Genomic DNA, 25647 nt, shown 5'->3' on the forward strand with positions numbered 1-25647 from the left:
TATGAAGGATTTTCGTACATTATATACGTTTCATCGGGAACAGGTCAGGGAGGAGCTGTATCGGGAAAAGACAGACGGAATTCGACTGGGATTCTTCTATGCGCTAATGAATATTGTTAAGGAACTTTCGCCTCTTCAATTAGAAACGTCACCGGAGTTGATCTGGATGGATTACCTGGCTTTTTTGCGGACGGTTGACGAACATAAAAAAAACCCTTACTCCTTTATGGATTGGGATGAAGTCGAGGGGCTTGAACATTTGCAAGCGACACTGCAGGAAGGTGGGGCCTTGTTGACCTGGCATTACGGATTCGTCCGGCATAACATGATTACCATCGGACAGGAGATTCGCGCAGGCCACATGAAGTCCGGCTTACCCTTCTATCTGGTGGCTGAAAAAGGTACCGTAGAGCAGGAGCAGAAGCTGTCATCCTGGAACACTCTACGACAGTTTGCAGGTGCTGATCTGTTGAATGCCGAGGATGAGATGATTGGCATACGATTATATTCTCATTTGCGGAAGGGAGGTTCATTCAACCTTTTCGTAGATGGTCAGACCGGGTTCAACGCGGATAATCGCGCAGTGGAGCTTCCTTTCCTGAGTTCACGCATCCGGACGAGGAGCGGTATTTTTCGTATTTTAGCCAAGACACGCAAGCCTGTATGCCCCTATTTCATGACATTGACTGAAGATTTTCGTTCCAAAATTGTTTTCTTGCCGCCTTTCATCTTAGAAGGGGATATTCAGGAATCAGCAGGACGTGTATATGAGCCGTTTCGCAACCAACTGCTGAAGCAGCCTGCATTATGGAGATTCTGGGACCGTCACCATCAGCAAGTGATTCACTGGAAAGAGGATGAGACTAATCTTCATTCAGCGGAAGCTGAGAGTCAGGTGGACTGGTTCTCCAAGCCGCTGGAGGGATTCGGTCAGCTTGGACTGAACACCGCGAGTGGCATGATCTACAATTTGGGTTAACCGTCAGATAAGGGGGGAGGCAAGGATGCAGTCTTTCATTACGGAGCAGTACAATCGTCTATCGGTCCATGTGATGCCAACAAGCCAATACGGCAACTGCTATCTCCACCTGGGTATCGTTAACGAACAGGGAAGGATTCCATCAGCGGTGTTTGCAGTCATTGTGCGGTTGCTTTTCAGGCAGGGTTCACTCGGTAAAAGAAAGCTACAGCAGCAACTATGGTCCATGTATGCCGATGAGCTAAGATGCGAATTGGAGCAGAAGGGGGAGACTCAACTCGCATCCATCCGGTTGCGTATCCCTGCAGGGTTGCTGCCCGGGACCGATGCACGGACGCTCGATGCGCTGAAGCTGCTCGCAGACATGATGTTCGAACCGAGCCTTAAGCGCGGATTTGATTTTGATGAAGCGCAGATCCAGGAGGAACTTGTTTGGGCAGAACATCATGCGGGCTATGATGTTTCCAATTGGGACAAGGTGGTACAGGGGCGCAGTCTGGAATGGCTTGGGTATGCGGAACGAAGCAGGGATGCCGACGTGGAGCAACTGCAACATTGTGTGCGTGATGGTGAATTGCAGCAATGGTACCGGGAGGTGCTTTGCAGCCCACTACATATTCATGTGATCGGTGATTTCCAATCGGATGTGATGATAGCTCAGGTCATGGAGACCTTTGTGCCATTGCTTGTCACGGCTGAGGGGGGAGCTATCCCATCTGTGATCGGGCATGATCAGCCTACTCAGCACCGGGAGGAAGGCGAGATGATGCTTGAACTGATGGATGTTCAGCAATGCAAGATTAATGTGACCTTCACCACCGGGGTGACGTATGGATCGTCGGACTATCCTGCCCTGTTTCTTTTTCATTCCCTGTTTGGCGCTACGCCTGCGTCCAGGCTTCAATCCGGGCTTCGTGAACGAAAGCAATGGGTGTATCAGATCTACAGCACACTGGATGATTATCGTGGGACGCTTCATGTGACAACGGGAACAAGCAGTGGATATGTGACGGATGTGCTTGAAGCGATAGATGCTGAATGGCTGAGGATATGCAGCGGAGACATTCAGGAAGTGGAGCTGAATAGAGCCATTCAGAATGTGATGCATTATGTGCAAGTGGGATACGATCTGCCTGAGCAGGTAGTCAACCTTCATATCGATCGATTGCTCAACCGGGTCCAGATGACAACTCCGCAATTCCTGGAAGCCATATCCTGCGTTACTACGGAACAAGTGGCCGAGGTAGCCTCTGGCATGAAAAAGGCTGTCACCTGGATTTTGTATCCTGAGAGTGAATATTCCGCACCAGTGCAGGAGGTGACTCATGAATAGTATTGTGAATATCGCACCTGTCCGCAGGCGCTTGTCCAATGGTCTGTCGGTCCACATTTTCCCCGAACCCCAGTTCCATCATACTTTTGTTTCGTGGTCCGTGTCCTATGGCTCAATCCATGATGGAGCCCTGCCTGGCAGAGCACATTTTCTTGAGCATATGATGTTCTACAATCCGGATCAGCGGCCCGTCAAGCCGTTATTTCATACTCTTGGAGCTTCGACATCTGCATTGACACGTTACGATGTAACGACTTATCAAATGGCCTGCACAGGCGATTTGAAACGAAGTCTGGCGTTGTTCACCGGCATGCTTGCTGCTCCCTATTTCACCCCGATGCATCTGGAACAGGAACGGTCCGCCATTCATCAGGAGCTGTCCATGTATGCAGACCAGCCCTCCTGGCGAGCTTTGCAGCAGTTGACTCAGATGATGTATGGCAGCAATCACCCCATCACGATGGATGTTGCAGGCACACCGGATAGTATATACCAAATGACAACGGATGAGCTGAAGCATGCCTACAACACTCACTATGCCACAGGGAGCATGGCGATAGCGGTTGCCGGTCCGGTTGAAACGGAGTTCATTACGGATATGCTGGAAAAATTCCCTGCGATGGAACCACTGAATGGTGCCTACCTGCCAGAAGTTACACTCGACTATTTGGGCGAGGACCCCAATAAGCAATATCAGGAGATTGAATGCGGATTGTCCTTGCCACTTGTAAGGTATGGGTTCCGTGCCGAAGATGGGATGCAGTTAAAAGAGCAAATCGCTTGCATGATCGGCATTGATGCTTTATTGGGTGAAACTTCCAATTTCCATGCGGAATGTATGGAGTTGGGTCTGCTTCATAAAGGTGCAGAATGGGACCACTATTATCGTAAGGAATTTGCCTTTTCGAACGCTTGTGGGTATTCAGCTGATCCCGTTTCTTTATATAACCGGGTTGAGGAGATGTGTGAGCATATTCAGAACGGAACGCTGTCCCTATCCAACTTCAACTATGCACGGATGAAGTGGTTAAGCAAGTATTATGCAGACATGGATTCGTTAAAACAGCGATGCATGCACGTCTCCGAATATGAGGTGATCGGACTGGATTATATACAGCTTGGCACGTATGCACTTGAATTGACAGAAGAAGAGGTTAGGAGTGGTCTCAGAACTATTGCAACGTCTGCTCGTCTGCGGATGGTTGTTATACGATAGCATGTACGTAACCCCGCATAGGGAGGAGGGACTTATGGATTCCAGAACCGGAACAATCAGCAGCCTTCTGGCAATGAGGGCACAAGGGAATGATACGTCCATGCCATTTTCAGGAGAACCAGAGGTCCACATTTGGACACAGACTTTGCCCATAAGGGAGGATCAACTGCAGACAGCGGCTGCCATGGACTCCGATGCAATGACTTCAGAAGAATATGAACGTATGGCCAGAATCAGCACAACCTCACGGCTACAGGCTCATTGCTGGATGATTTCAAGGGTTTTCTTGCGAAGAGTACTGGCACAGTACATGCAGCTTCAGGCAAGGGATATTCGATTCGAATACGGCACTTCCGGAAAGCCTTATCTCGTGGGAGGTCCACAATTCAGCCTTTCGCATACGAATGGGCTATGTGTACTGGCGGTTACATCCACTAACAACAAGCTTGGCGTGGATGTGGAATGGGTACGTCCACTACTGCGAGAGCAAGCCATCATCCAACGTTTCCTTACGGAAGAAGAGCGGGATCATGTGCTGGAAGCCATATGTTCCGGGGAGGATTCTTCTTCCCTGCTGTGGAAAGTCCTCACAGGCAAGGAGGCCTGGATCAAGGCTTCAGGTCAATCTTTATGTGGACAGTGGAGAAATTTAAATACGATACAAGCGATACGAAATCATGAGCAATTGCTGGAATGGGCCGGACAGAAGTATGTGCTGCAGTCTCTGAAAATGGGCAAAAGCTACTCCGCATCATTATGCGTGACAGGGAGGGAGATACCACTCATACGCTGGATGAATATGGATAATAATATACAAAGCTATGAGGGAGTTGGTATTTAAATCTTACATATCTATTGTCTAAACATTGGCATTACCTATAATATGGACAAATGGTACCTTAATTTACCAATGTTAAATTCGTTGGTTCAATTCCAAGGAGGTTTGTCATGATTCAGTTCCCTAAACCGGATGTCGAGCAATATTTTCAGACATACCGTATTTCACATTTTGCCGTATCGGCAGACGAGAAACGTTTGTTCATGGACAGCAATCTGAACGGTCAGCCGAATATTTGGGCGATGGATTTGCCTGGAGGATACCCGTATCCTTTAACGTACTTGAATCAGAGCAGTCAATTTATCAAAGCAGACCCGCAAGGACGTCATCTTCTTACCGCGTTTGATCGGGATGGAGATGAGAACTATCATCTATATGCACTTCCACCCGAGGGTGGTGTTCCACTGCCTGTGGTTCCGGCGGAACCGAATGATCGCTGTTATTTCGCTGAGTTGTCCGAGGATGGACAGCGTCTCTATTATGTCACCAGCGCGGGTAATCCGAATTATCTGAATTCACGCCGCATTGATCTGGAGACAGGTGAAGATGAACTGTTATACAGTGGAGAAGAGGTTACAAGCAGCCTGGTCGCTGTAAGTCCTGACGAGAAGAGTTATGTTATTTTAAAAATGTACTCCAATACGTATCAGACGGCGCATCTGTATCGTAACAATGAAGAAATGGTGATTCTGCCAGCTTCAGAACGTTATAGTCAGGTATCCGATCTGATTTTTGCAGATGATAATCGCCTTCTATTCATTACCAATGATGACTCCGCATACGCCTATGTGGCTGAATACCGTATCGATACCCGTGAATTCCGCTTATTGTGCAGAATCGAAGGGGAAGATGTGGAGTTTATCCGCTGGCATCAGGCTTCCGAGACCTTATATTTCTGGACACTTACAGGGCCAGAGAATCGTATGTACGTATTGGGCAAAAATGCCGATGAGCCTCGGCGCATAGAGATGCCGCTGGATACGATAGAGCAGGTGAACGTTACGAAGGCTGGCAATGTGTATATTCTCGGACGTGGAGCGATCCAACCGCATAACATTTATCGCAAAATGGCAGGTGCTGAGTCCTGGGAGCAGCTGACTGCCAATCGGGTAACCGGACTGGACCCAAGTGATCTCGTGTACCCTGACGTTATTCATTATAACTCCTACGACGGACTGGAGATCGAAGCTCTCTTGTTCAAAGCAAAGCCAGAGCAGGCCAATGGTTACACCGTATTTTGGCCACACGGTGGGCCGCAAGCATCCGAAGCGAAGTTTTTCCGGCCGATGTTCCAGATGATGCTCGCTCAGGGCTATCATATCTTTGCACCTAACTTCCGGGGCAGTACCGGGTATGGTGCGGAATTCGTCAAATTGGTTGAGCGGGATTGGGGAGAAGGCCCAAGACTGGACTGTGTTGCCGGCATCAACTGGTTGTTTGAACAGGGAATTACCTCGCCAGAGCGGTTGTTTGTGGTAGGTGGAAGTTATGGGGGATATATGACCCTGTTATTGGCAGGTCGCCATCCGGAACTGTTCCGGGCAGCGGTCGATATTTTTGGGCCAAGCAACTTGTTCACATTCCTGGAATCCGTTCCGGAAGACTGGAAACCGATGATGGATAACTGGCTGGGTGATCCGGTCCGTGACCGCGAACGTTTAACGAAGGATTCACCGATTACGTATCTCGATCAGATGGTTAACCCAATGCTGGTCATTCAGGGTGCCAATGATCCAAGGGTCGTGAAGGCTGAATCCGATCAGATCGTGGCTGCGCTCCAGTCGAAGGGACTTGATGTGGAATACATCGTTTTGGATGATGAGGGCCATGGCTTCTCCAGAAAGACAAACGAGATCCTTGTGTACCGCCGGATGCTGGAGTTTTTGCAGAAACATCAGGAGTCACCCGTTGCACAAGCTTAAGTTGAGAGATTCCATCGTTGATTGAAATATAGTGAGATGACAAAAACCGCTAAAGATCTTCATTGATCTTTGGCGGTTTTATGCGTATGCCCGGATGTTGGGCGATATATATGGAACGATACATACGTTAGTTTGGAGGGCCGCTATCCATTGAGCGACCTGTCCAAATCTACTAACTAATCTACTAATCTAACAATGCGACAATCGAATCGATGGACTGCTGCGCCCACTGTGCAAAAGGCAGGTCGGCTGCCCACGTCACTTGTCCTGTCGCTTTGGCTTCGCCCCACCACAAGATACGTTGATAGAGCAGATGCATGCTGAGACGTGTGCGGAAGTGTTGGCATTTCTCCGCATCTGTTGCACAGACCAGATCCCGGTAGCAGCGAAGGAACTGTGCGGCCAGTTCTGGTTGACCCTCACGAACATACCTGGTGGATATTTTGGTTAGGTCGGCTGTACCGTCTCCGAAATAGGCCGTTGTAAAATCGAACAGACCACTAATCTGCCACCCTGAAGAACGGTCGTCCAGATTTTGTATCAGAATATTCTCGACCTTGAAGTCTCCCATAACAAAACACGGAACAGCCCTGGACCGAAATGCCGGTTCAGCATTCTTGAATTGCTCGTCCACCCACTGAACATCTTCATCCGTAATCACCGAGTACTGTTCAGCATCATGTAACCAGTGACGAATGGTTCCGTACAACCAGTCCAGATAATCGCCTGCAAAGGAAACAATCTGCTGCGCTACAGGATCATATTCCCCGGCATCAGGCACCTTCCAGCGATGCAGTTCAGCCAAAGTATGGGCAAACATACAGGCGATCTCTTCCTGATCTTGCTGTGACAGTGAAGCCTGGAATGCTGGATCATACAGGTGATTCCCGGGCAGGCGTGGCATTATGGCATAACTCCAGCCTAGCAGATGGGTATCTTCATGTAACAAATATGGATCAGGGACAGGGATGGACGTATGTTTCGCCAGTTGTTCTACAAAGAACTTTTCTTCCTGTAACTGTCCTGCATATAAAGGATTGCCTTTCAGAATATACTCTCCACGGGAAGAGCGAATGAGCAGTGTCTGACCCATAACCCCTTTATCTGTTCGTCGATAATCTTCAAGGGTTCCCAGGTCAAGCTCATTCAGCGCATCCTGCAATGGAACTGCGGCCACTTCGCCAAGTTGATTGGAACCAAAATATATACGGGTTGTCATATGGCCAGACCCTCCTGGGTGTTAGTCCTCATTCTCTTCGTCAGACAGGTCATACGTATCCTCATCGACCAATCCACGGATGAAAGCTTCAAAATTGGGCGCAAGATATGTAATCTCATAATCATTTTCCTGATCGACATGAACTACACAGGGTTCACCTTCAGGGCCACAGAAGCGATAATCCAGCATAACAACATCATGACCAGCAGATGGACAATCACAGATCACAATCCCTAGGTCGGGGTATCCCCAATCTTCGATCATGAACCGACTTCCCAGCTCACCAGCGAGTGCGTATATTTTATCGTGTCCAATTCCCATAATGCTTGAAATGGCAATGTGATCCTCAGCCCAGGAAGTCGCTTCTTTGGTGGGAAATACAGTGAGCGCAGGGATACCGCCGTTTTGCGTATTCATCAGTTGAATATAGGAAGCGGGCAGCTTGTAACCCAATTCCTTCTCAATAGACACAATCTCTTCTTCATCAAAAGGTTCTGATACATGATTTTCCTGGGCATAATCACTCTGTACCCAGAACGTTGCGGGATCATAAGTCCCTGAAGCGGCTCTTAGATGGTTCTGTATACCGCTCTGCTCGAATGCGGCAAGCTCCTCTTCATGGCGTTGACGATCCATCCGCATCTTCTCCGCTTGGGGACGAATCTGACTTAGAAATTCAAGGGTTGATTCATCATGTGGCTGAAGTTCGTTAGCTCTCTCAAAAGCCAGTAGTGCCTGTTCATAGTTGGCTATGTAACAGTATGCATAACCCAAACGGTATTGCCAGAGCGGGTCGTTCACCCCTTGCTCCTGGACAGACAACAGATGTTGAACGGCTTCGCGGTAACGTGCGTCATTGTTATAGGCTCTGGCGAGTTGACCAATCAGATCATAATCCCGCTCTGAGACGGGGATTCGTTCAATATGTTCAATAATGAGACTGAATTGGTCCTGCTCATGCCACAAGTTGATTTGTTCCAGCAGTTCTCTTTCCATGAATAGGCCTCACTTCCGTAGGAGGGGTATGAATCTCTTTCAAAACTATCTTACAAGGTTAAGAGACAAAAAAACACTCCCGCATGCAGATAGCCATGAAGGCATTCTATCAAAGGGAGTGCTTTAATTTGTGTTTATTTATACCGGATATACTCAAGTAGTAGATACCCGATCAGAAGATTTTACAAATCATCAAATCCGTTATCGTCGCCAACTTTACCGTAGTTACGGGATTTAGCTTCAAAGAAGTCTGTTTTGGTTGCATTTAGTGCTTCATCAGAGAATGGTTTGATCCAAGGCATGCAGTTTACATCCACACCTTCATATGCTTTTTCCATACCCATTAGACGCAGACGTTTGTTGGCGATGTACTTGATGTAATCTTCCAACTCGTTCAGGTCAATACCGCGCACGTTGCTGAGTGTGTAATGTGCCCAGTTGGCTTCAAGCTCAACAGCACGATGGATGGTTGTGTATACGTAGTCCATGTTCTCAGGTGTGTTCAGTTCAGGGAAGTCCACCAGCAACTGTTTGTACACTTCAGCGAAGAAGTAACAGTGTTGGTTTTCATCCCGCTGGATATACGAGATCATCTGGCTGGTTGCCATCATTTTCTGGTCACGGGCCAGGTTGTAGAAGAAGGCAAACGTACTATAGAAGAAGATACCTTCGAGTACCAGATCGGCTACCATAGCCTGGAAGAACGTCTGTGGAGACGGCTCGTCCCGGAATGTTTGGTAGATGTCTGCGATGAAACGGTTACGGTCAAGCAGGACTGGATCATGCTTCCAGTATTCAAAAATTTCCTTTTGTTCCCGATCAGATACGATCGAAGACAGGACGTAGGAGTACGATTGGTTATGAACGACTTCCTGTTGTCCGATAATGGCCGAGATCGCTTCGAGTGAAGAATCAGTAAAGTAACGTTTTACGTCACCAACAAACATCGTCTGCATGGAATCAAGTACCGCGAGCAGAGAGATGTTGATTTTAAACGTACGTTGCTCTTCCTCGTCCAGTTGAGCAAACTGGGAAGCATCTTTGGACATTGGAATCTCGTCTGCGATCCAGTGGTTGAGCAGCAGTACTTTGTACAATTTGTACATATGAGGCATGCGAATGTCGTTCCAGTTCAGGATACCGGAGCATTCACCTTCAATAATACGGGTTGATTGGTTAGGGGCTTCGGTGTTGAAAATTTTCTGTACTTGCATTGTTCCGTTCACTCCTTGAATGAATTTACACTGTATAACTACGATGACAGAACAACCTTCCGATCGCTGTTATCCCCTGATTTTTTTGATTCCCTCTTTCAAAGGGGAAAATCCGGTGATAAAGGCGAGCGCTCCGCTTCTTCAGCTTTGTTCTGTCCTCTTCGTTATCGTGTAATCATTAATTCTTTTATTTATATTAGGGTTGTATAATGTGGCATCTATATCAACATCTTGCGATGCTGTGATCGTGTTTTAGGCAAAAAAGAACCAGGGCAACGCCATTTTGCAATCAAAACAGGATGCCCTGGTGGTCACCTCGAATCTAGTAAATCTTCTCTATCATGGATAAAGCGTAAATTGCGCAAAAATCAAGATTCTTCAATCGTTAATGCCCGGCTACGAACATAATAAGTTGATTTCATGCCGGCTCTCCAGGCGTGCAGATGCAATTCCAGGAATTCTGTTGCTTTGATATCTGGTCGAACGTAGAAGTTGAAACTTTGTCCCTGATCGACGTGGCGCTGACGGGCAGCCGCCATATTAATGGAAGCATGTTGGTCCACTTGGAACGCCGTTTGGTAATAAGGGCTTGTTTTTTCGGACAGATCCGGAGCCGGATTGGCAATTTTGTAAGTTGTTTTCTCTTCATAAGATAACAGCTCATAGAGCGGATCAATACTAGCCGTTGAACCGGCAATAATGGACGTGGAACCGTTAGGTGCAATGGCGAACAACCAGGCATTACGTACACCGTTTTGTCGTACTTCGGCTTGCAGTTCTTTCCACTGTTCGGTTGTCACGAACTCGCCTACGCGCTCACCTGATGTGTACTCGCGTTGGTCGAAGTAGTGACCACTTTCCCAATCGGAACCTTTGAATTTCGGATAATGTCCTTTTTCTTTGGACAGCTCCATACTGGATTTTACGAGCAGGTAGTTAATTTTTTCATACAGATTATCGTTATACGTTACAGCTTCGTCAGACTCCCAATGAATGCCTTCGAGAGCAAGCAGGTGGTGAAGTCCAAACGTTCCCAGACCGACTGCGCGATATTGGCTGTTGGTATATTGGGCTTGCAACACTTCAATGTTGTTAATGTCGATAACGTTGTCCAGCATGCGCACCTGAATTGGAACGAGACGCTCCAATACATTATGAGGTATCGCACGTGCCAGGTGGATGGAGTTCAGGTTGCAGACAACAAAGTCGCCAGGCACTTTGGAAATCACGATGCGAGTTTGTCCATCCTTGGTTACAAGTTCTTCCTTTTCAATCACAGTGGCAGACTGGTTCTGCATAATTTCGGTACACAGGTTGGAGGAGTATACCATACCGTGTGCACGGTTAGGATTCGAGCGGTTAACCGTATCCCGGTAGAACATGTATGGCGTACCTGTCTCCAGTTGGGATTTTAGTACACGCTTCATGATGTCAATCGCCTGTACTGTAATCCGGGACAGCAGTGGGTGATTCACCGCTTCTTCGTATTTATCACGGAACGCACCTTCACCAAAGGACTCATCATAGAAATCTTCCAGTCCGAGTGCACGACCATTCTCGTCCTTCCAGCCCATCACTTTCTTTGTTTCGTGCGGACAGAACAGGCTCCATTCGCCACGGGTGGATACCCGCTCCATGAACAAGTCAGGCAGACAGATGCCGTGGAATACGTCATGCGCACGCATACGCTCGTCACCGTTGTTCAGCTTCAGATCGAGGAAGGCCAGAATGTCTTTGTGGAAAACGTCCAGGTACACGGCAATGGCACCTTTACGCGTACCGAGCTGGTCTACGCTGACCGCTGTATTGTTCAGTTGGCGAATCCAAGGGATTACACCGGAACTTGTATTTTGGTGACCACGGATATCCGAACCACGAGCTCTGACTTTGCCGAGGTAAACGCCGATGCCGCCACCCATTTTGCTCAGACGAGCTACATCCGTGTTGGAATCGAAGATACCTTCGAGTGAGTCGTCCACCGTATCAATGAAGCAGCTGGAGAGTTGACCGGCTACTTTTTTACCTGCATTGGACATCGTAGGAGTAGCTGCGGTCATGTACATGTTGCTCATTGCCCAGTATGCTTCCTTGACGAGATCCATACGTCTCTCGGCAGGCTCTTGGTGCATTAGGAACATGGCGATAACCATATAACGCTCTTGCGGCAATTCCATTACTTTTCCATCAAAATCGTGTGCGAGGTAACGTTCTGCCAGTGTGAGCAAGCCGATGTAATCGAAGAGCAGATCGTTGCGGTAGTCAATGCACTCAGCAAGTTCGTCGATCTGTTCTTTGGTGTAACATTCCAGCAATTCTTCGCGGTAGATACCTTTCTTCACGAGATCTACAAGAAGAGGATGGAATGCGCCATAAGGCTCGTCCGGGTAAGACTTGTATCTGCGGTTGGTAGCCGCTTTTTTGTATAGGGAAGTGAGCAGGGAGCGTGCCGCAGCAAATTTCCAATTAGGCTCCTCTTTAGTTACCAGTTCCAGTGCGCTCATGATAAAAGCGTTGCTGATTTCGTCTCCGGTAACTTCATCACGGCGGAGCTTGCTGTTTACCCCACGTACCAGACGTTCCTTGTCCAGCATTTCCAGTCCTTCCAGAGTACGGTCGGCATATACCGAGATGCGCATATCATCAAAGGCAAGCTGGCGGTTGTTCGGCTTGGTCACAACTTGTGGCATGAATATTCCTCGCTTTCGCATGTTAAAGAGATAAATTGGAGAAATTCTTTATATAAAGAATTGAGTGTTGTCTTACGGTGAGAAAAAGGTAAAGGTTGCTTTTGGCAGACTGAAACGGCGGTGACAAGTTCATGTCTTAAATCGCTCAACTTGAGGAGCACAAAACAGCACAATTCAGAACATGCTCATATAAAAAGCATTCTCCCGCCTCGCGGCTGAAAATGCCCATGGATGCTCTGGCTTCCTTACTGTCTTAGAAGTTCTGGATATCGACAGAAAAGGGTGCTTATGTAAGCTTTGGTCTATTGCAGATGTGCCTGTAGTTTGAGGATACCGGATGCAGTCCAAACAGCCCCGTTAACCTCCATGTCAACTCTGTTTCGAGAAAGCGATTTACACCTACAGGGACGTGCCTTTGGAGGTGATTTCATCCTGTTTTTCGCGAGAATGCAGAAGGTGACTAATAGAAGCGGAGAAATCTAGTGTTACTACATTTTGTAGCTGTCAACATACTGTAACCCAACATATTGTGTTTGTAAAGTGGGCCGATACAGTAAAACGTAATTCCGAGTATACCATTTAAGCCAGGAATCCGCAAAGGAAAAGGACTGGAAGATTTGAAGATTTATCAAAAAAAATTTTTGGCCAATTTGAATGACGTCTTCACGTCAGTTTGAATTGTAACGTATTCAACTGGTAGAATAAAAATAGTCAAAAATCGACTAAAATTAGCGGCAGCGGTTGTTCACGGGGCCCAGAGGAGGCGGAGCAAAATGGCAATAGCAGAAGTGACTGTAATTCCAATCGGAACGGGTACAACCAGTCTAAGCAGTTATGTGGCGGACATGCAAAAGGTATTGGAACATCAACGGGGCATTACATATCAGTTAACTTCCATGAGCACCATTATTGAGGGACCGCTTAACGAGATCTTTACAGCAATTGCGGCTCTGCATGAAGCACCGTTTTTGTCAGGAGCTCAGCGCGTTTCCACATCCTTCAAAATTGACGACCGTCGTGATAAACCGGATGCCTCAAGTATACAGAAGTTACAATCGGTTCAGGATAAACTTTCGTCACTTCAGGCAAGACCTAATTAATGGTTTAGTATAAACATCCGTATATACGGTTATTCGGTATGTTATAAGTCATTAATTAAAGGTTAAATTGTGTCTGTATGTGTAGTTACCGTGAACTTCTGACATCTATAAACAGAAAGACAAAAAAGACCAGCTTAACGTTCATTAAGCTGGTCTTTTTGTATACTCATTTAACATTTTAATTAATCTGCAACTACCAATGAGGCTCCAATCAAAGTGGCGTTGGTGTAACCACCGCCAACATTTTCAAAAGAGAAGTTGGTAATTGGCGCACCGATAACAGTGGCATAATCACCATCAAGCAAATCTCCGGTCGTTGCAGGATATAGCGCTATAATATCGTTTCCGTTCTCATCCATGACATGAACGATAGAGAAAGTTGCTCCGAGAGAGCTATCTTCTTCAACGGAAATGACTTCCCCGTTAACTTGTACGAAAGTATTGTAATAGTTGGCTACATTTTTATTCAGATGACGGGTCGTTACATTGGAGTCAACGAGCCCCTGTACTTTTTTGCTTAGTTCTGCCGTAATGGCAGGGAATACATCGTTATGTTTACCAAAGAAATCATAAGATGCCTGCTCCATAAAGGCTGTGTCTTCTGTAATGTACGGAGTTAACTCATTAAAGAAATCGGCAGCTGATGCCGTAACAGATGAATTTCCAGTCGTTGCAGTTGGTGCTGTTTGCTCCAGAGAAGCAGTAATGCTTAGGGAATCAAGGATATCTTTGATCTCATCCTGATTATAAGTATCCTTGGCGTAGGTTAACGTCATGGTATAGAGTTCTGTATTGGTCGGAATCAGATACTGCACAAGGATAACATCTGTACCCGAGGAATGCTTATAGGCTCCTTCCAAGACACCAGCGCTATATTCTTTATAAGGCTTGTTTGTATAGCTGGTTTTTTTATAATCGGAAATGCCGATGCTTGAACCGCTTTGTGTGTAATAATCCACTATATTATTGGCGTATTCTTCAGGATTAATTGAACCGGTTGAGCTGGCCTCAATCGTCAGATTCATATTATCTGCAAATGTGGCTGCCGAAGATTGGTCTGAAAAAGCAGCTTTAATGGATGGAGCATTCATTTGACTTGTATCTACGCTTTTCCAGGATTCAGGATATGCAAAAGAAAATCCTTCTCCACTATATGTAGTGTATTTCGTAGCTTTTGCTTCTGTTGAGACAGTTTCAGTTGCTTTGGATGCTTCGGACGCTTGGCTATTGGTTGTTGTGTTTGTTTCTGAATTACCACAAGCAGTAAGCAATGTGGCTAATGCCAAAATCGTAATAAGTTTCTTCATTATGTCTAATTTCTCCTAATGTGCTTCCCATCGGTTGGGATTTTTTCTAAGGTCATCATTCGTTTGGGATAATCTAGTTTAAGGTGGCGGGGATGGAAACTCCTTTCTATTTTATTAGTAAAATAATAACATAAATAAAGATTTCAGTATTCATAATTACTAAAAAGGTAATTTATCTGTATCTAACAAGTTAAAAGCTAATAATATACCGTATGGGTATCCATTTTGAACGATAGTACATACATTTGGTTGATATAACCGTGGGATTTATTTATGAATTAAACATATATATGAACATAACATGCCGACTTAAGAACTAACCCTTTATGTAGGTGCAATTAACGAATAGTCGGTGGGAAAAAAACAGCCCATTTTCGACCTGAGCCCGGTCCCATGTGTGATTGGTGCATATAGTGAACTGTACCTCAAATCAAAGGAGGGGTTTACATGAGTGGAGTAGTAGGTGGATACGGCGGCGCATGGACATCGACTGGCGCGATCTTGGTTCTCTTTATCTTGTTGGTCATCATCTCTAAAGCATTCTTGATCTAATAAACCGCTTGGACCCTAATATATTTGTAAAGGAGGGTTCTGCATGAGCAACGTAGTTGAAGGCGTAGGATACGGCGGCTGGACATCGACTGGAGCAATCCTGGTTCTGTTCATTCTTCTCGTAATCATCACTAAATCTTTCTGGGTATAATATGGCGAGCTCTGCCGGGCAACCGGTGGGGTTTTTTTTCTAGAGGACAAGCATGGTGGAGAGCCAGGAAGATAAGATAGCTTGTGGTTGAACGGAAGAATTGGTGGAATTCAAGAAAAGGAAGGATGGCGTATGCTTCGAAAATGGGGAAGGTACCTGATGGCTAAACGCCCATTTTGTCAAAATGAGGGCGATAGCCCGGTCCAGAGGTAGGCTGAATACATAGCTTAGGGGTGTAGGCAAATGTTAAGGAGGAATGAACAATGAGCGAAGTAAAACCGAATTCACCGAACGGACAGGGACACGTATACGGACATATGGGAGGTTATGAGCATATGCAAGGATACCAATACACAGGTCATGAAATGCATGGGTATGGATATGGTTGTGGAACAATGCCAATGGGATATGGCTATGGATACGGACACCATGCCAATCAGGCTCCAATGATGCACGGTTATCAACAGGGTTGTGGAGTATCCTATGGTCATGGCGGCGGAAGCTGGGGTTCCATGGGTACGATCCTTGTACTGTTTATCTTGCTGGTCATCATCTCCAAAACGATGTTTATCTAAGGATTTGTGAGTGCAAGGAGACTGTGCTGATCGTGGATCGTTACATTAGGTGCTCCAAATAAACTCCGAGTTTGAGTTCCATGTTGGGGCATAACGTACCTATGATTCAGAAAGGGACAGCGTAGGATTCCATCCTGCGGTGTCCCTTTTTTATTAGAAGTGAAGGAGCGTTGGGATTACTTTCTTTAACGAACTCCACAGACGCTATTCCATGCATTTTTGCTATTTCACAAGTTTAACGAATCGTAGACGTCTTATTATCTGAATCTGGGCATGTTTGGAGCCTATATTCATGAAGTGACATGGATTAACGTGGCTGAGATTCGTTAGATTTTACATAGCATAGAAATCCTCAATATAAGGTGTGCAGGATTCGTTAGCGTCTGGTGAGCGTAAACATTTGCTTTATAAGCCGGGGTTATTTGCACAATTAGAAAAGTAAGAAGTAAGAAGTAAGAAGTAAGAAGTAAGAAGTAAGAAGTAAGAAGTAAGAAGTAAGAAGTAAGGAAGTATCGAGGAGTGCAGTCAGTGGGCGAACGGAAAAGTTTTAAAAGCAGAGCCGAATTTATCTGGCTAGTCCTATATGTGAAGGGAGGACTTTTCTTAATGAAGGAAGGGTGTCCGACAGTCTGTAGATGTTGCTAAATTTGATATGTAGACATGGATAAACACCCGGAACCCAATTCCGGGTGCTTTGTGTATGTTTTCAATCTTCTCAAGAATAAGTGATATCCAAAACAACAAAAGCCCTACCTCTCTTTTGTCCTTGCGGCTCCGATGACCGCGCCAGTGTGAATGGGAACATCTTGTGAAACTCTGTACTACCGGGTTATTGTGATTCAGGTTCTTCAATCTTCATAGGTTAATTGTGCTTATAGTTCGCTGCGGTCGCAGCATGAAGAAAATATTCCGGGGTTTAAAGAAGACAGAAATCATATGAGGTTGTTTAATACAACTCTTATAGTATACCACAGGTTGTAATTTTCTGCAATAAAAAGGAAAGCGCGACCAGAGCAGCATTTTTTCGGACTGTTTTTAAGTTAGGAAGTGAAAGGTTAGTTTGAAAAGATACAGAAAATTTTTCAAACTATTTCTTCATAGGGGTAATCCTCTTCAAAAGATTCTACGTAGGTTATAATAAGAGGGAAGAAACAGAAAGGGGCCCTCGCATGACTGAATCGATGGAGGACAGCAGGTTAATGCGGCAGATTGCGGAACGTGATGCCTCCGCACTGGAGCTTTTATATGACCGATATGAGCGAGCGGTGTATTCTTTTGCCTACCGGATCGTTGGTGATCCCATGACGGCAGAAGAGACCGTTCAGGAACTTTTTATGCGGGTCTGGAATAATGCTGAGCGTTACGATGCCTCACAGGGGAAGCTGACCACATGGATGTTTGCGATTACGCGTAACATTGCAGTGGACATGCTGAGGCGGAAATCAAAAGGGGCAGCGACTACTTCAGTTGAACACGAGACACTGGCGGCCTATGCCGATGAACATACGAACACGGAAGAAGAAGTGCAGCGTAAATGGGAAGGTACCCGGATTAAAGAGGCGTTGTCCCAATTAAACGGTGATCAGCAACAAGTTATAGAATCGATTTATTATGCGGGATTAACCCAGCAGGAAGTATCCAGCCGATTCGGGATTCCGCTGGGTACAGTAAAGAGCCGTGTCAGGCTTGCCATGCGACAGCTCCATAAGTTGCTGGCCGATGCTGAATTGCATCCGGACGCGGGAAGGGAGGGCATACATCCATGATAGAACGACATGAGGAGTGGTCTGATCTGGCACCGATGTATGTGCTGGGCGGACTGGAAGCAGAGGAAGTGGCGGCGTTTGAAGCGCATATGGCAACTTGCGAACCTTGCCGCCAGGAGGTAAGGGAATTGCAGGAAGTGACTGGCTTCCTGCCACTGGCGGCGGAACCTGTAGCACCGCCGCAAGGCATGCGAGCACGTGTGCTAGGCAACGTGCTTGGACATGCGCAGGAGAGCGCCGAGGCGAAGCCAGCGGCTGCTCCTGCGGAGCCTGAAGCACCCGTGGTGCTTCAGGAGGATCTTGCGCCGCAGCACAAACGTGCGGCGCAGCCCGGGCCAGGCTTGCCGCCGGTAACGGCTGTGCCTGCGGCCCGGGTGGAAGAGGCTGCCCAGGCACAGCCATGGCAGCCACAAGCGCGCGCGCGTGCGCGCAGCAGCAGCGCCTGGCGCATAGCCAGTGCCGGCCTTGCGGCCGCGGCACTGTTACTGGGCGTGTACACGGCGCAGCTACAGAGCAAGATCGACTCGCTGACGCAGCAAGCGGCGGGCTCGTCGGCTACACAAGAGCAACTGGTGCAGGCACAGGCGCAGAATGCGCAGCTGCAAGAGCAGCTGGCATCAGCTCTGGAACCTGCACAGGGCATGCAGACTGGCGAGGCAGTGAAGCTGAATCCTGCAACGCAGGACATTGTAGCTCAGGGTCTCGCAACCATCGTTATCGACAGCAAAGGCACTCACCTGGTTGTGCAGGCTGAGAACCTGCCGAACCTGGAAGGCAACGAGGCTTTTCAGGTCTGGTTGATCAAAGGAGATACCCCTCAGAATGCGGGTACTTTCCTTAGTCGTGACGGAACGGGAGCAGTATACTACACATTGGATTCGGCCAACGACTATGATACGGTTGCCATCACGCTTGAACCGGATGCAATGGGAGATGAGCCGCGCGGTACAATGATTCTGGCTGCCAAGATTAAAGGATAAATATAGGATATATCACCAAAGGCTGCTCCGTCGTGGAGCAGCCTTTTTGTGTTTTCCAGTTCTGATGCCCATCCATTGGATTTTATTAATTTTTTTAGTCGGAGCAACCGATAAACAAATAGAAGGCAATACCCTTAATCTCCCTGTATCTCAAGGGAGAACTGGTTGCACATAGAGAGTGAGGGGTTCAGTTGGAAGCATACCGTTCATTTATCTTTCGCCTGATACGCAATTATCTGATCGGTTCACTGGCAGCTGTTTTTGTTGTCGGTACAGTAGTTATGGTATCTACTCTGCAAATACCCAATATTCAATTTGTTCGGCTCATCTTCATTGTACTGATTTCACTCTTGTTCATGCTGGTTGCAGAATTAATTACGCTGTGGGTGCAGCTTGGCCCCATAAGACAATTTTTCAATTCCGAGCATCACGAGAGAGACGAATTGAACCACATGTATGAGAAAATTCATCGTTTCCCGGGACAGACCATATATCGGATCATGGGTCCGCACATGCTTGGCTTCTCACTTCCGGCAGCCGGATTAACAATATGGATGATATCCACAGGGTGGCTTGAATTTCCTTACTTCTATACTGTCGTGGCCGCTGCGTGTGCCTTTCTGATTGCCATCATGCATGCGCTGATTGAGTATTACCTAACGGTGCGGGCGATTAGACCCCTGTTACTTGAGATTCGACATCGCGGCAAAGTCCAATACGGGATGGAACCTTCACTGGGAGGGCGCATCCTGGTATCGATCCAGCGTAAATTTCAGCTAAGCACGGCACTGATTGGCTTATTTCCTCTATTTCTATTTTTCCTGGCTACATATATCCGACTTCAGTATATGGACAGTGAATTTGCGAAAGAGTACATACTGTGGGGAATTCTCATCGTTGTTCTAGGCGCGGGGTTTGCGCTGGTGGGAAGCTGGCTGTTGATTCGTGATGTTCGTGATCCAGTTGCTGAACTGACGCATGAGATGAACCGAATTCAGGGGGGAGATCTTGGCAGACGAGCTCCGGATCTATATGCGGATGAGTTTTCGGCACTGATCTCCGGTTTTAATATGATGATTAATCGGCTGGAGATGAGACAGGAGCGCAATCGGCAACTGTTGCAAAGTTATTTTTCTACACTGGCTGCTGCTTTAGACGCCCGAGATAAGTACACGGCAGGGCATTCCATGCGTGTGGCAGAGTATTCGCTGATGATTGGCAAGCTGAGCGGAATGAATGAGGAACAGGCGGATTTATTATACAAATCAGCTCTGCTCCATGATATTGGGAAAATCGGCATACCTGATGAGGTGCTGCTGAAGGATGGAAAACTAAGCGATGAGGAATTCGCGATTATTCGTACACATCCCGTGCAGGGAGAGAGTATTCTGCTCCAGATAGAACCCATTGATGCCATGGCGGATTTTCTGCCTGGTGTACGATCTCACCATGAAAGATACGATGGCAAAGGATACCCGGATGGGATGGCTGGTGACGATATTCCCCTTTTTGGCCGCATCATTGCGGTAGCGGATGCCTTTGATGCCATGACGTCTGATCGACCCTATCGGAATGGGATGAGTCACGAGAAAGCGCTAACGATTTTGGAAGAAGGAAAAGGGACCCAATGGGACCCCTATTTTGCAGGTTTGTTTATTGATGAATGGAGACGACAACAGCATCTTCAGAAAGAATCGAAGTGAGGGATCAGCTGATTCCCTCTGTCCACTTCGATTCTTTTCTGCGTCTCCGGTGAAGAGCGAGGCCTGTTATGATGGTGAGAACACATTCGCCGAGTATGACTGCACCCAAGGCGTCATAGATCACATGTTGTTTGATCATTAGCGTGGATACTATAATGGTTGCTGCCCCGGCGGCTACCAAAATCTTGATGGGTTTGCGGATGCTTGGAACCGAGAGAACGGCACGCATAACCAGATAAGAGTGAAGAGAATGAATACTTGGAAAACAATTATAAGGACGATCCTGGCTATAGAGCCATCCGAGAACAGATGCTCCCAGGCCTGTACCCGTCAGTTCCGGGCGCGGTACCATGGTCTGAAAGTTGAAGTAGATCAGATAACATATCCAGACACAGATATTCATGGATAACAAGACGCGGTAATACGTCAGGCGATCCTTGGCACACAGGTAAGCGAGCACACCGAATACAAACGGGTACCAGCCCAAATATGGAATGGACATGCCAGGCACGTAGGGAATGATCCGGTCGAGCGGCGAATCAAGCACTACGAACCCGCGTTCTGGACTATTAAGAATATCATAGAAGAGCCCCATGACGGCCAAAGACAGCATTAAACTCAATGACAGCCAATAGGATTTGCTTTTTAACAATTGCACAACATCTTTCTCCTTTCATTCATGTTCCGACGAACATGACCCCAGCAAATAACTAATTCAAATTTAAACAACAATATATTCTACTACGACCAGCGCACAAATTGAATCCTGATTTGTGTATTTTTGTGTATTTTTTTGACGAAGAAGGAATGCCGAAGCTTCAATGGGCATGATATGATAGAGACACATACGGACGAAGGTAATTTGGCCAGTAAAGTCGGTTCAACAGGAGTGAGTGAATGCAATTTTCAAAAATGTTCGTATTGAATATGGGGATGCTTATTACCATTGCATATCTTGCTAGTGTGTTCTATAAATATGTCGTCATACGTACCTCTTCCCGAGTGAAGCAGATCAGCTCCGTGCTTGTCCTTATATTTGCAGGTTGGATCAGTACGGTTTTTGGGTTTCAACTCAACGATGAAGTGGTCTTTGATCTTCGATATGTTCCTTTAATTGTAGCCGTTCTAACGTATAGACAACCCTATAGCGTAATTATCGTGGGTATTGGAATTGGGCTGTCGAGGCTGACTTTTGGCATCACGGATGCTACATTGGCGGCAGTACTTAACATGTCTGTTTTGGGCGTGATATGTGCAGGTCTGAATATATGGATGAGACGTAGCAACTACAGGCTGATTATTAAAGGAATCCTTGTTACAGTTATCGTCAATGTGGTCAATAGTATAAACATTGCTATCGTTGGTGTGATCCCGGCTACATACTTCTTTTCACATATTATGCCTTATACACTCCCTACAGGCATTTTGCTGAGCCTTATTTTTGCATTTATTTTACGTGATTTTCAGAATGAACAGAATCGTATTTTGCTGATCCAGAGTACAAACCGGCTTTTATCTGTGCAAAAGGAAGAGTTACAGAAAGCCCAGATTGTACTGGAGGATCGAGCAAAACAATTGATGATTGCTTCACAGTACAAATCCGAATTTCTCGCCAATATGTCCCATGAACTGCGTACACCACTGAACAGTGTCATTAACTTTGCCCAGATGATCAGCGAGAATGCCGACACGATGGATCAGGAGGATATTGTACGTTTTGCCAATATGATCGACCACTCCGGGCAGGAACTGCTTACGCTCATTAACGATATTCTGGATCTCTCCAAAGTAGAAGCGGGGCGGCTGGATATTGTACTCGAGGATATCAGTGTCGCACAACTTACAGAAGATGCCATGAGCCACTTTCAGCTTGTTGCCGAGAAAAAAGGTATTCAGTTGGTTCTGGACAAAAAACAGGGACTGCCCGAGACGCTCTGGTCTGATCCTCAGCGGGTTCAACAGATTTTGCGGAATCTGATGTCCAATGCCATCAAGTTCACTCACCGGGGGAAGGTCACGCTAACCGTAAGCACCAAGCAGATTAAGAATGCAGGTATTCAGAATCGATGGCTTATTTTCTCCGTTCAGGACACAGGCATTGGTATTTCGGAGGACAAGCATCATTCCATATTTGAAGCATTTCAGCAGGCTGACGGGTCGATTAGTCGAAAATTTGGCGGTACCGGACTAGGCCTGTCGATCAGTCGGGATTTAGCGAGATTACTAGGGGGATCGATTGAACTGGAGAGCGCTGAAGGTAAAGGAAGCACCTTCCATCTCTATCTCCCGTTGGACCGTGAAAAAATGAGTTGACAACCTTCGCGCCGTGAGTAGAATTTGGGATGACAACTAGCATCGACCGGCTTTTGAGACCCGGTCTAAGGAGTGTATCCCCATACAGAAGACGGTCAACGTTAACCCTCCCCCGTTAGCAAGCAAACCACGGCGCAAGGGTTCGACACAACGCACGAATTTATCGATTGCAACATGGGAGGGTGTACCGGCAATTATTTTACAGACCTTGCTGGGAGGCCCATTTTTAACCGGATTTCTGCTGTACCTTGGGGCCGGGTCGAGACATATCGGCTTTGTGCTCGCGATTACGACGTTTGTAAACATTGCCCAGATCGGAGCAGCTTACTGGATGCAGCGTATTCGCAGCCGTAAGCGCATGCTGCTGTTATTTGTGGGCACACATCGCATCTTGTGGAGTGCAACGGGACTGATCCCGTTCATATTCCCCAAAGAGTGGTGGGTAAGTGTATATATTGGCGTGTATACGGTTGCTTTTATATCAAATACCATCGGCGGTATGATCTGGACTTCACTAATTGGCGATATTGTACCTGCCAAGGTGAGAGGGCGTTATTTTGGAATTCGAAATACGATTCTGAATGCTCTTGGAAGCGTATGCTTATTCGCTGGTGGTATTGTTTTGGACCGTTACCCCGGAGAAATGGGCTTTCTGATCCTGTTTATTCCGGTTTGGATCTGTGCCATTGCCAACACAGTCATTTATTTCTTCTATCCGGACGTTCCATTTGAACGTTCTACCGAAAAGGTTTTCTGGCGCATGTTCATCAAGCCGTTCCAGGATCGTTCTTTCCTGAAAGCAACGCTGTTCCTGGCTGTCTGGTTATTGATCCAGACCTTGATTGTTCCGCTCTATTCCTATGTGATGTTGGATCTATTGAATATTAATTATCAGACCGTATCCCTGATCACGGTAGTCCAGACGCTGGTTATGATGGCCGGTTTCTATGTCTGGGGCAATCTGAATGCCAGATTCAGCAACAAAACGCTCCTATTTTGGACATTGCCAGTCATTGCGCTCTCCTGTCTGTCGTGGGGGTTAATGTCGTTCATGCCTGTATTGATCGCACTATTTTTATCGCATATTTTCCTTGGGATTGGTGTAGGTGGATTCAATCAGCTGGCATTTAACTTTACGATTGGAGACACGCCCAAAAGTGAAAGACCGATGTTTGTCGCGGTGTATTCGGCTCTGACCGGAGTAACTTCATTTATTGGGCCGCTGTTGGGCGGCTGGTTGTATGAAAAGATGGGGACTTGGTCCGATGCGCTGGCCTGGATCTCAGCCTATGGATTTCAGATGGGGGTTGGTGTCGTGATGCTGATTCTGACATTTACCCTTGGACGTCGTGTGCTGTTAAAATAGATATTGAATATTTACTCGGGCACTTCGATGACAGAACAACCTTGTAAATGTTTAGATTGATCATATATATCTGGTATGACTTCAAAAAAAGTTGGCGAAGTGGAGGGATGTAATTGAATCGTCTCGAACGGAAAGCCATGGTGATTGGAGCCACGGGGCTTGTAGGCGAATTACTGGTTCATCATCTGCTGGAGCACCCGGCATACAGCTTGGTTCGCGTTCTGGTTAGACGTCCGCTTGAGCTGCAACATCCCAAACTGGAACAGCATGTGGTGGACTGGGAACAGCTGGAGAGCCAAGACCACTTATTCGATGGAATCGATGACCTGTACTGTTGTTTGGGGACAACGATCAAAAAAGCAGGCAGTCAGGACAATTTCCGTCAGGTGGATTATCATTACCCGGTTCGTGCAGCTACGATTGCGAAGCAACATGGTGTATCACAGATGCTGGTGATTTCCTCCATGGGAGCGAGTGCAGGTTCCCGGGTCTTTTACAGTCGGACCAAAGGGGAAATGGAGGATGCATTGTCCGATATCGGTTTTCCGTCATTGCATATCTTCCGCCCTTCTTTAATTCTGGGAGATCGAAACGAGAAGCGGTTCGGTGAGCAGATGGCTGCCTATGCCATGAAGTTTCTGGATCGCTGGATGAAAGGCGGAGCGGACAAATACCGGGCGGTCCACGCCGCAACCATTGCACAGGCCATGACCAATATTGCGCTGGTGCAAGCCAAGGGAAACCATGTGTATTCAAATGAAGTCATTCATGTCCTTGGTGTGGACGGGGGCTAAGAAACCTTTGAACGAGCTGTTTGCTTCATGTGGCTAGTGAGGAGCGTTTCTCGCTTGAGGTAGATCGTGGTATAATAGGCAACAAAAATGAGTTCGAACCCTGACTCCATGCGGCAGCAGGATAACGAACACAAAGGAGAACTCGTCCATGAAAAAACCAATCTCTACCGATCAGGCGCCAGGCGCCATTGGTCCATACAGTCAAGCCGTTGATGCAGGCGATTTCATCTACACTTCCGGGCAGCTTGGCCTGAATCCTCAAACGGGAGAATTCGGTGCAGATGTACAGGAGCAGACACGTCTGTCTTTGAGCAATGTGAAGGCTATCCTTGAAGCAGCAGGCACAAGTATGGATAAAATCGTGAAAACAACGGTGTTCCTGAAGGACATGAATGACTTCGTTCCTGTGAATGAAGTGTATAGCACGTTCTTTGAACAGCCGTACCCTGCACGCAGTGCTGTGGAAGTTGCTCGTTTGCCAAAAGATGCACTGGTGGAGATTGAAGTTATTGCCCTTAAATAGGACAACCTTCATTCGCTGCAGTATACATAAAAAGCCGATTTCAGGTCGAATGACTAGAATCGGCTTTTTGCTTTATGTTTTTTCGTTATATTTAAGCGTTATATATGATGGAA

Annotated in this window: 22 protein-coding genes; 16 read left to right on the top strand and 6 right to left on the bottom strand. The window is 46.8% G+C overall.

Annotated features, from left to right (window positions below; all coding sequences use genetic code 11):
* The first annotated feature begins 1 nt into the window (after position 1).
* The 5 genes from BS614_RS06320 to BS614_RS06340 all read left to right on the top strand — a co-directional run bounded on the left by BS614_RS06320 (position 2) and on the right by BS614_RS06340 (position 6288).
* Positions 2-979, top strand: a complete 978-nt coding sequence (locus BS614_RS06320) for an LpxL/LpxP family acyltransferase (protein WP_074093307.1) — start codon at positions 2-4, stop codon at positions 977-979.
* Between the two features lie 25 nt (positions 980-1004).
* Positions 1005-2312, top strand: a complete 1308-nt coding sequence (locus tag BS614_RS06325; RefSeq protein ID WP_074093308.1) for a M16 family metallopeptidase — start codon at positions 1005-1007, stop codon at positions 2310-2312.
* Positions 2305-3528: a M16 family metallopeptidase gene (locus tag BS614_RS06330; protein ID WP_074093309.1), complete on the top strand. Its 1224-nt coding sequence runs from the start codon at positions 2305-2307 to the stop codon at positions 3526-3528. Before BS614_RS06325 ends, BS614_RS06330 begins: the two co-directional genes overlap by 8 nt.
* 34 nt (positions 3529-3562) lie before the next feature.
* Complete coding sequence (locus BS614_RS06335) at positions 3563-4369, top strand: 4'-phosphopantetheinyl transferase family protein (protein WP_074093310.1); 807 nt, start codon at positions 3563-3565, stop codon at positions 4367-4369.
* Between the two features lie 107 nt (positions 4370-4476).
* Complete coding sequence (locus BS614_RS06340) at positions 4477-6288, top strand: S9 family peptidase (RefSeq protein WP_074093311.1); 1812 nt, start codon at positions 4477-4479, stop codon at positions 6286-6288.
* A gap of 184 nt (positions 6289-6472) precedes the next feature.
* Here BS614_RS06340 and BS614_RS06345 read toward each other — a convergent pair whose 3' ends face one another.
* From BS614_RS06345 to BS614_RS06360, 4 genes are all read right to left on the bottom strand, one after another.
* Entirely contained in the window at positions 6473-7507 is a 1035-nt protein-coding gene (locus BS614_RS06345) for a phosphotransferase family protein (protein WP_074093312.1), read from the bottom strand.
* A gap of 21 nt (positions 7508-7528) precedes the next feature.
* Entirely contained in the window at positions 7529-8503 is a 975-nt protein-coding gene (locus BS614_RS06350; RefSeq protein ID WP_074093313.1) for an SMI1/KNR4 family protein, read from the bottom strand.
* Between the two features lie 182 nt (positions 8504-8685).
* Complete coding sequence (locus tag BS614_RS06355) at positions 8686-9717, bottom strand: ribonucleotide-diphosphate reductase subunit beta (protein ID WP_074093314.1); 1032 nt, start codon at positions 9715-9717, stop codon at positions 8686-8688.
* Between the two features lie 368 nt (positions 9718-10085).
* Positions 10086-12404 (bottom strand): ribonucleoside-diphosphate reductase subunit alpha, encoded by a 2319-nt coding sequence (locus BS614_RS06360; RefSeq protein ID WP_074093315.1) that lies wholly within the window; start codon positions 12402-12404, stop codon positions 10086-10088.
* Between the two features lie 773 nt (positions 12405-13177).
* On the opposite strand from BS614_RS06360, the gene BS614_RS06365 reads away from it, so the two are divergent.
* Positions 13178-13504 carry an MTH1187 family thiamine-binding protein gene (locus BS614_RS06365; protein ID WP_074093316.1) on the top strand — a complete coding sequence of 109 codons (327 nt, stop codon included), beginning with the start codon at positions 13178-13180 and terminating at the stop codon, positions 13502-13504.
* A 182-nt stretch (positions 13505-13686) separates the two neighbouring features.
* Here the strand turns inward: BS614_RS06365 and BS614_RS06370 are convergent, their stop codons facing one another.
* Positions 13687-14811: a PsbP-related protein gene (locus BS614_RS06370; protein WP_074093317.1), complete on the bottom strand. Its 1125-nt coding sequence runs from the start codon at positions 14809-14811 to the stop codon at positions 13687-13689.
* Positions 14812-15258: 447 nt separating this feature from the next.
* Between BS614_RS06370 and BS614_RS31920 the strand changes: the two genes are divergently transcribed.
* From BS614_RS31920 to BS614_RS06390, 6 genes are all read left to right on the top strand, one after another.
* Positions 15259-15363, top strand: coding sequence for a hypothetical protein (locus tag BS614_RS31920; protein ID WP_017690880.1), 105 nt, complete (start codon positions 15259-15261; stop codon positions 15361-15363).
* Between the two features lie 43 nt (positions 15364-15406).
* Entirely contained in the window at positions 15407-15514 is a 108-nt protein-coding gene (locus BS614_RS31925) for a hypothetical protein (protein ID WP_017690879.1), read from the top strand.
* 263 nt (positions 15515-15777) lie between these two features.
* Positions 15778-16089 (top strand): hypothetical protein, encoded by a 312-nt coding sequence (locus tag BS614_RS32100; RefSeq protein ID WP_017690878.1) that lies wholly within the window; start codon positions 15778-15780, stop codon positions 16087-16089.
* A 1169-nt stretch (positions 16090-17258) separates the two neighbouring features.
* A complete protein-coding gene (locus tag BS614_RS06380; RefSeq protein ID WP_074093318.1) occupies positions 17259-17855 on the top strand; it encodes an RNA polymerase sigma factor in 597 nt (198 codons plus the stop codon).
* Positions 17852-18835 carry an anti-sigma factor gene (locus BS614_RS06385; RefSeq protein ID WP_074093319.1) on the top strand — a complete coding sequence of 328 codons (984 nt, stop codon included), beginning with the start codon at positions 17852-17854 and terminating at the stop codon, positions 18833-18835. Before BS614_RS06380 ends, BS614_RS06385 begins: the two co-directional genes overlap by 4 nt.
* A 191-nt stretch (positions 18836-19026) precedes the next feature.
* Positions 19027-20538 (top strand): HD domain-containing phosphohydrolase, encoded by a 1512-nt coding sequence (locus BS614_RS06390; protein WP_074093320.1) that lies wholly within the window; start codon positions 19027-19029, stop codon positions 20536-20538.
* 4 nt (positions 20539-20542) lie between these two features.
* On the opposite strand, the gene BS614_RS06395 is transcribed toward BS614_RS06390, so the two are convergent.
* Entirely contained in the window at positions 20543-21196 is a 654-nt protein-coding gene (locus BS614_RS06395) for a phosphatase PAP2 family protein (protein WP_036607365.1), read from the bottom strand.
* A 239-nt stretch (positions 21197-21435) separates the two neighbouring features.
* Here BS614_RS06395 and BS614_RS06400 point away from each other — a divergent pair, with 239 nt between their 5' ends.
* From BS614_RS06400 to BS614_RS06415, 4 genes are all read left to right on the top strand, one after another.
* Positions 21436-22851 carry a sensor histidine kinase gene (locus tag BS614_RS06400; protein WP_074093321.1) on the top strand — a complete coding sequence of 472 codons (1416 nt, stop codon included), beginning with the start codon at positions 21436-21438 and terminating at the stop codon, positions 22849-22851.
* A gap of 208 nt (positions 22852-23059) precedes the next feature.
* Positions 23060-24217: an MFS transporter gene (locus tag BS614_RS06405; RefSeq protein WP_244898277.1), complete on the top strand. Its 1158-nt coding sequence runs from the start codon at positions 23060-23062 to the stop codon at positions 24215-24217.
* 137 nt (positions 24218-24354) lie between these two features.
* A complete protein-coding gene (locus tag BS614_RS06410) occupies positions 24355-25011 on the top strand; it encodes an oxidoreductase (protein ID WP_074096714.1) in 657 nt (218 codons plus the stop codon).
* Positions 25012-25159: 148 nt separating this feature from the next.
* Positions 25160-25534 carry a RidA family protein gene (locus BS614_RS06415; protein ID WP_017690870.1) on the top strand — a complete coding sequence of 125 codons (375 nt, stop codon included), beginning with the start codon at positions 25160-25162 and terminating at the stop codon, positions 25532-25534.
* Positions 25535-25647: the final 113 nt, after the last annotated feature.

Origin of the sequence: Paenibacillus xylanexedens (assembly GCF_001908275.1) — a bacterium.
In the GTDB taxonomy this organism is placed as follows: Bacteria; Bacillota; Bacilli; order Paenibacillales; family Paenibacillaceae; genus Paenibacillus; species Paenibacillus xylanexedens_A.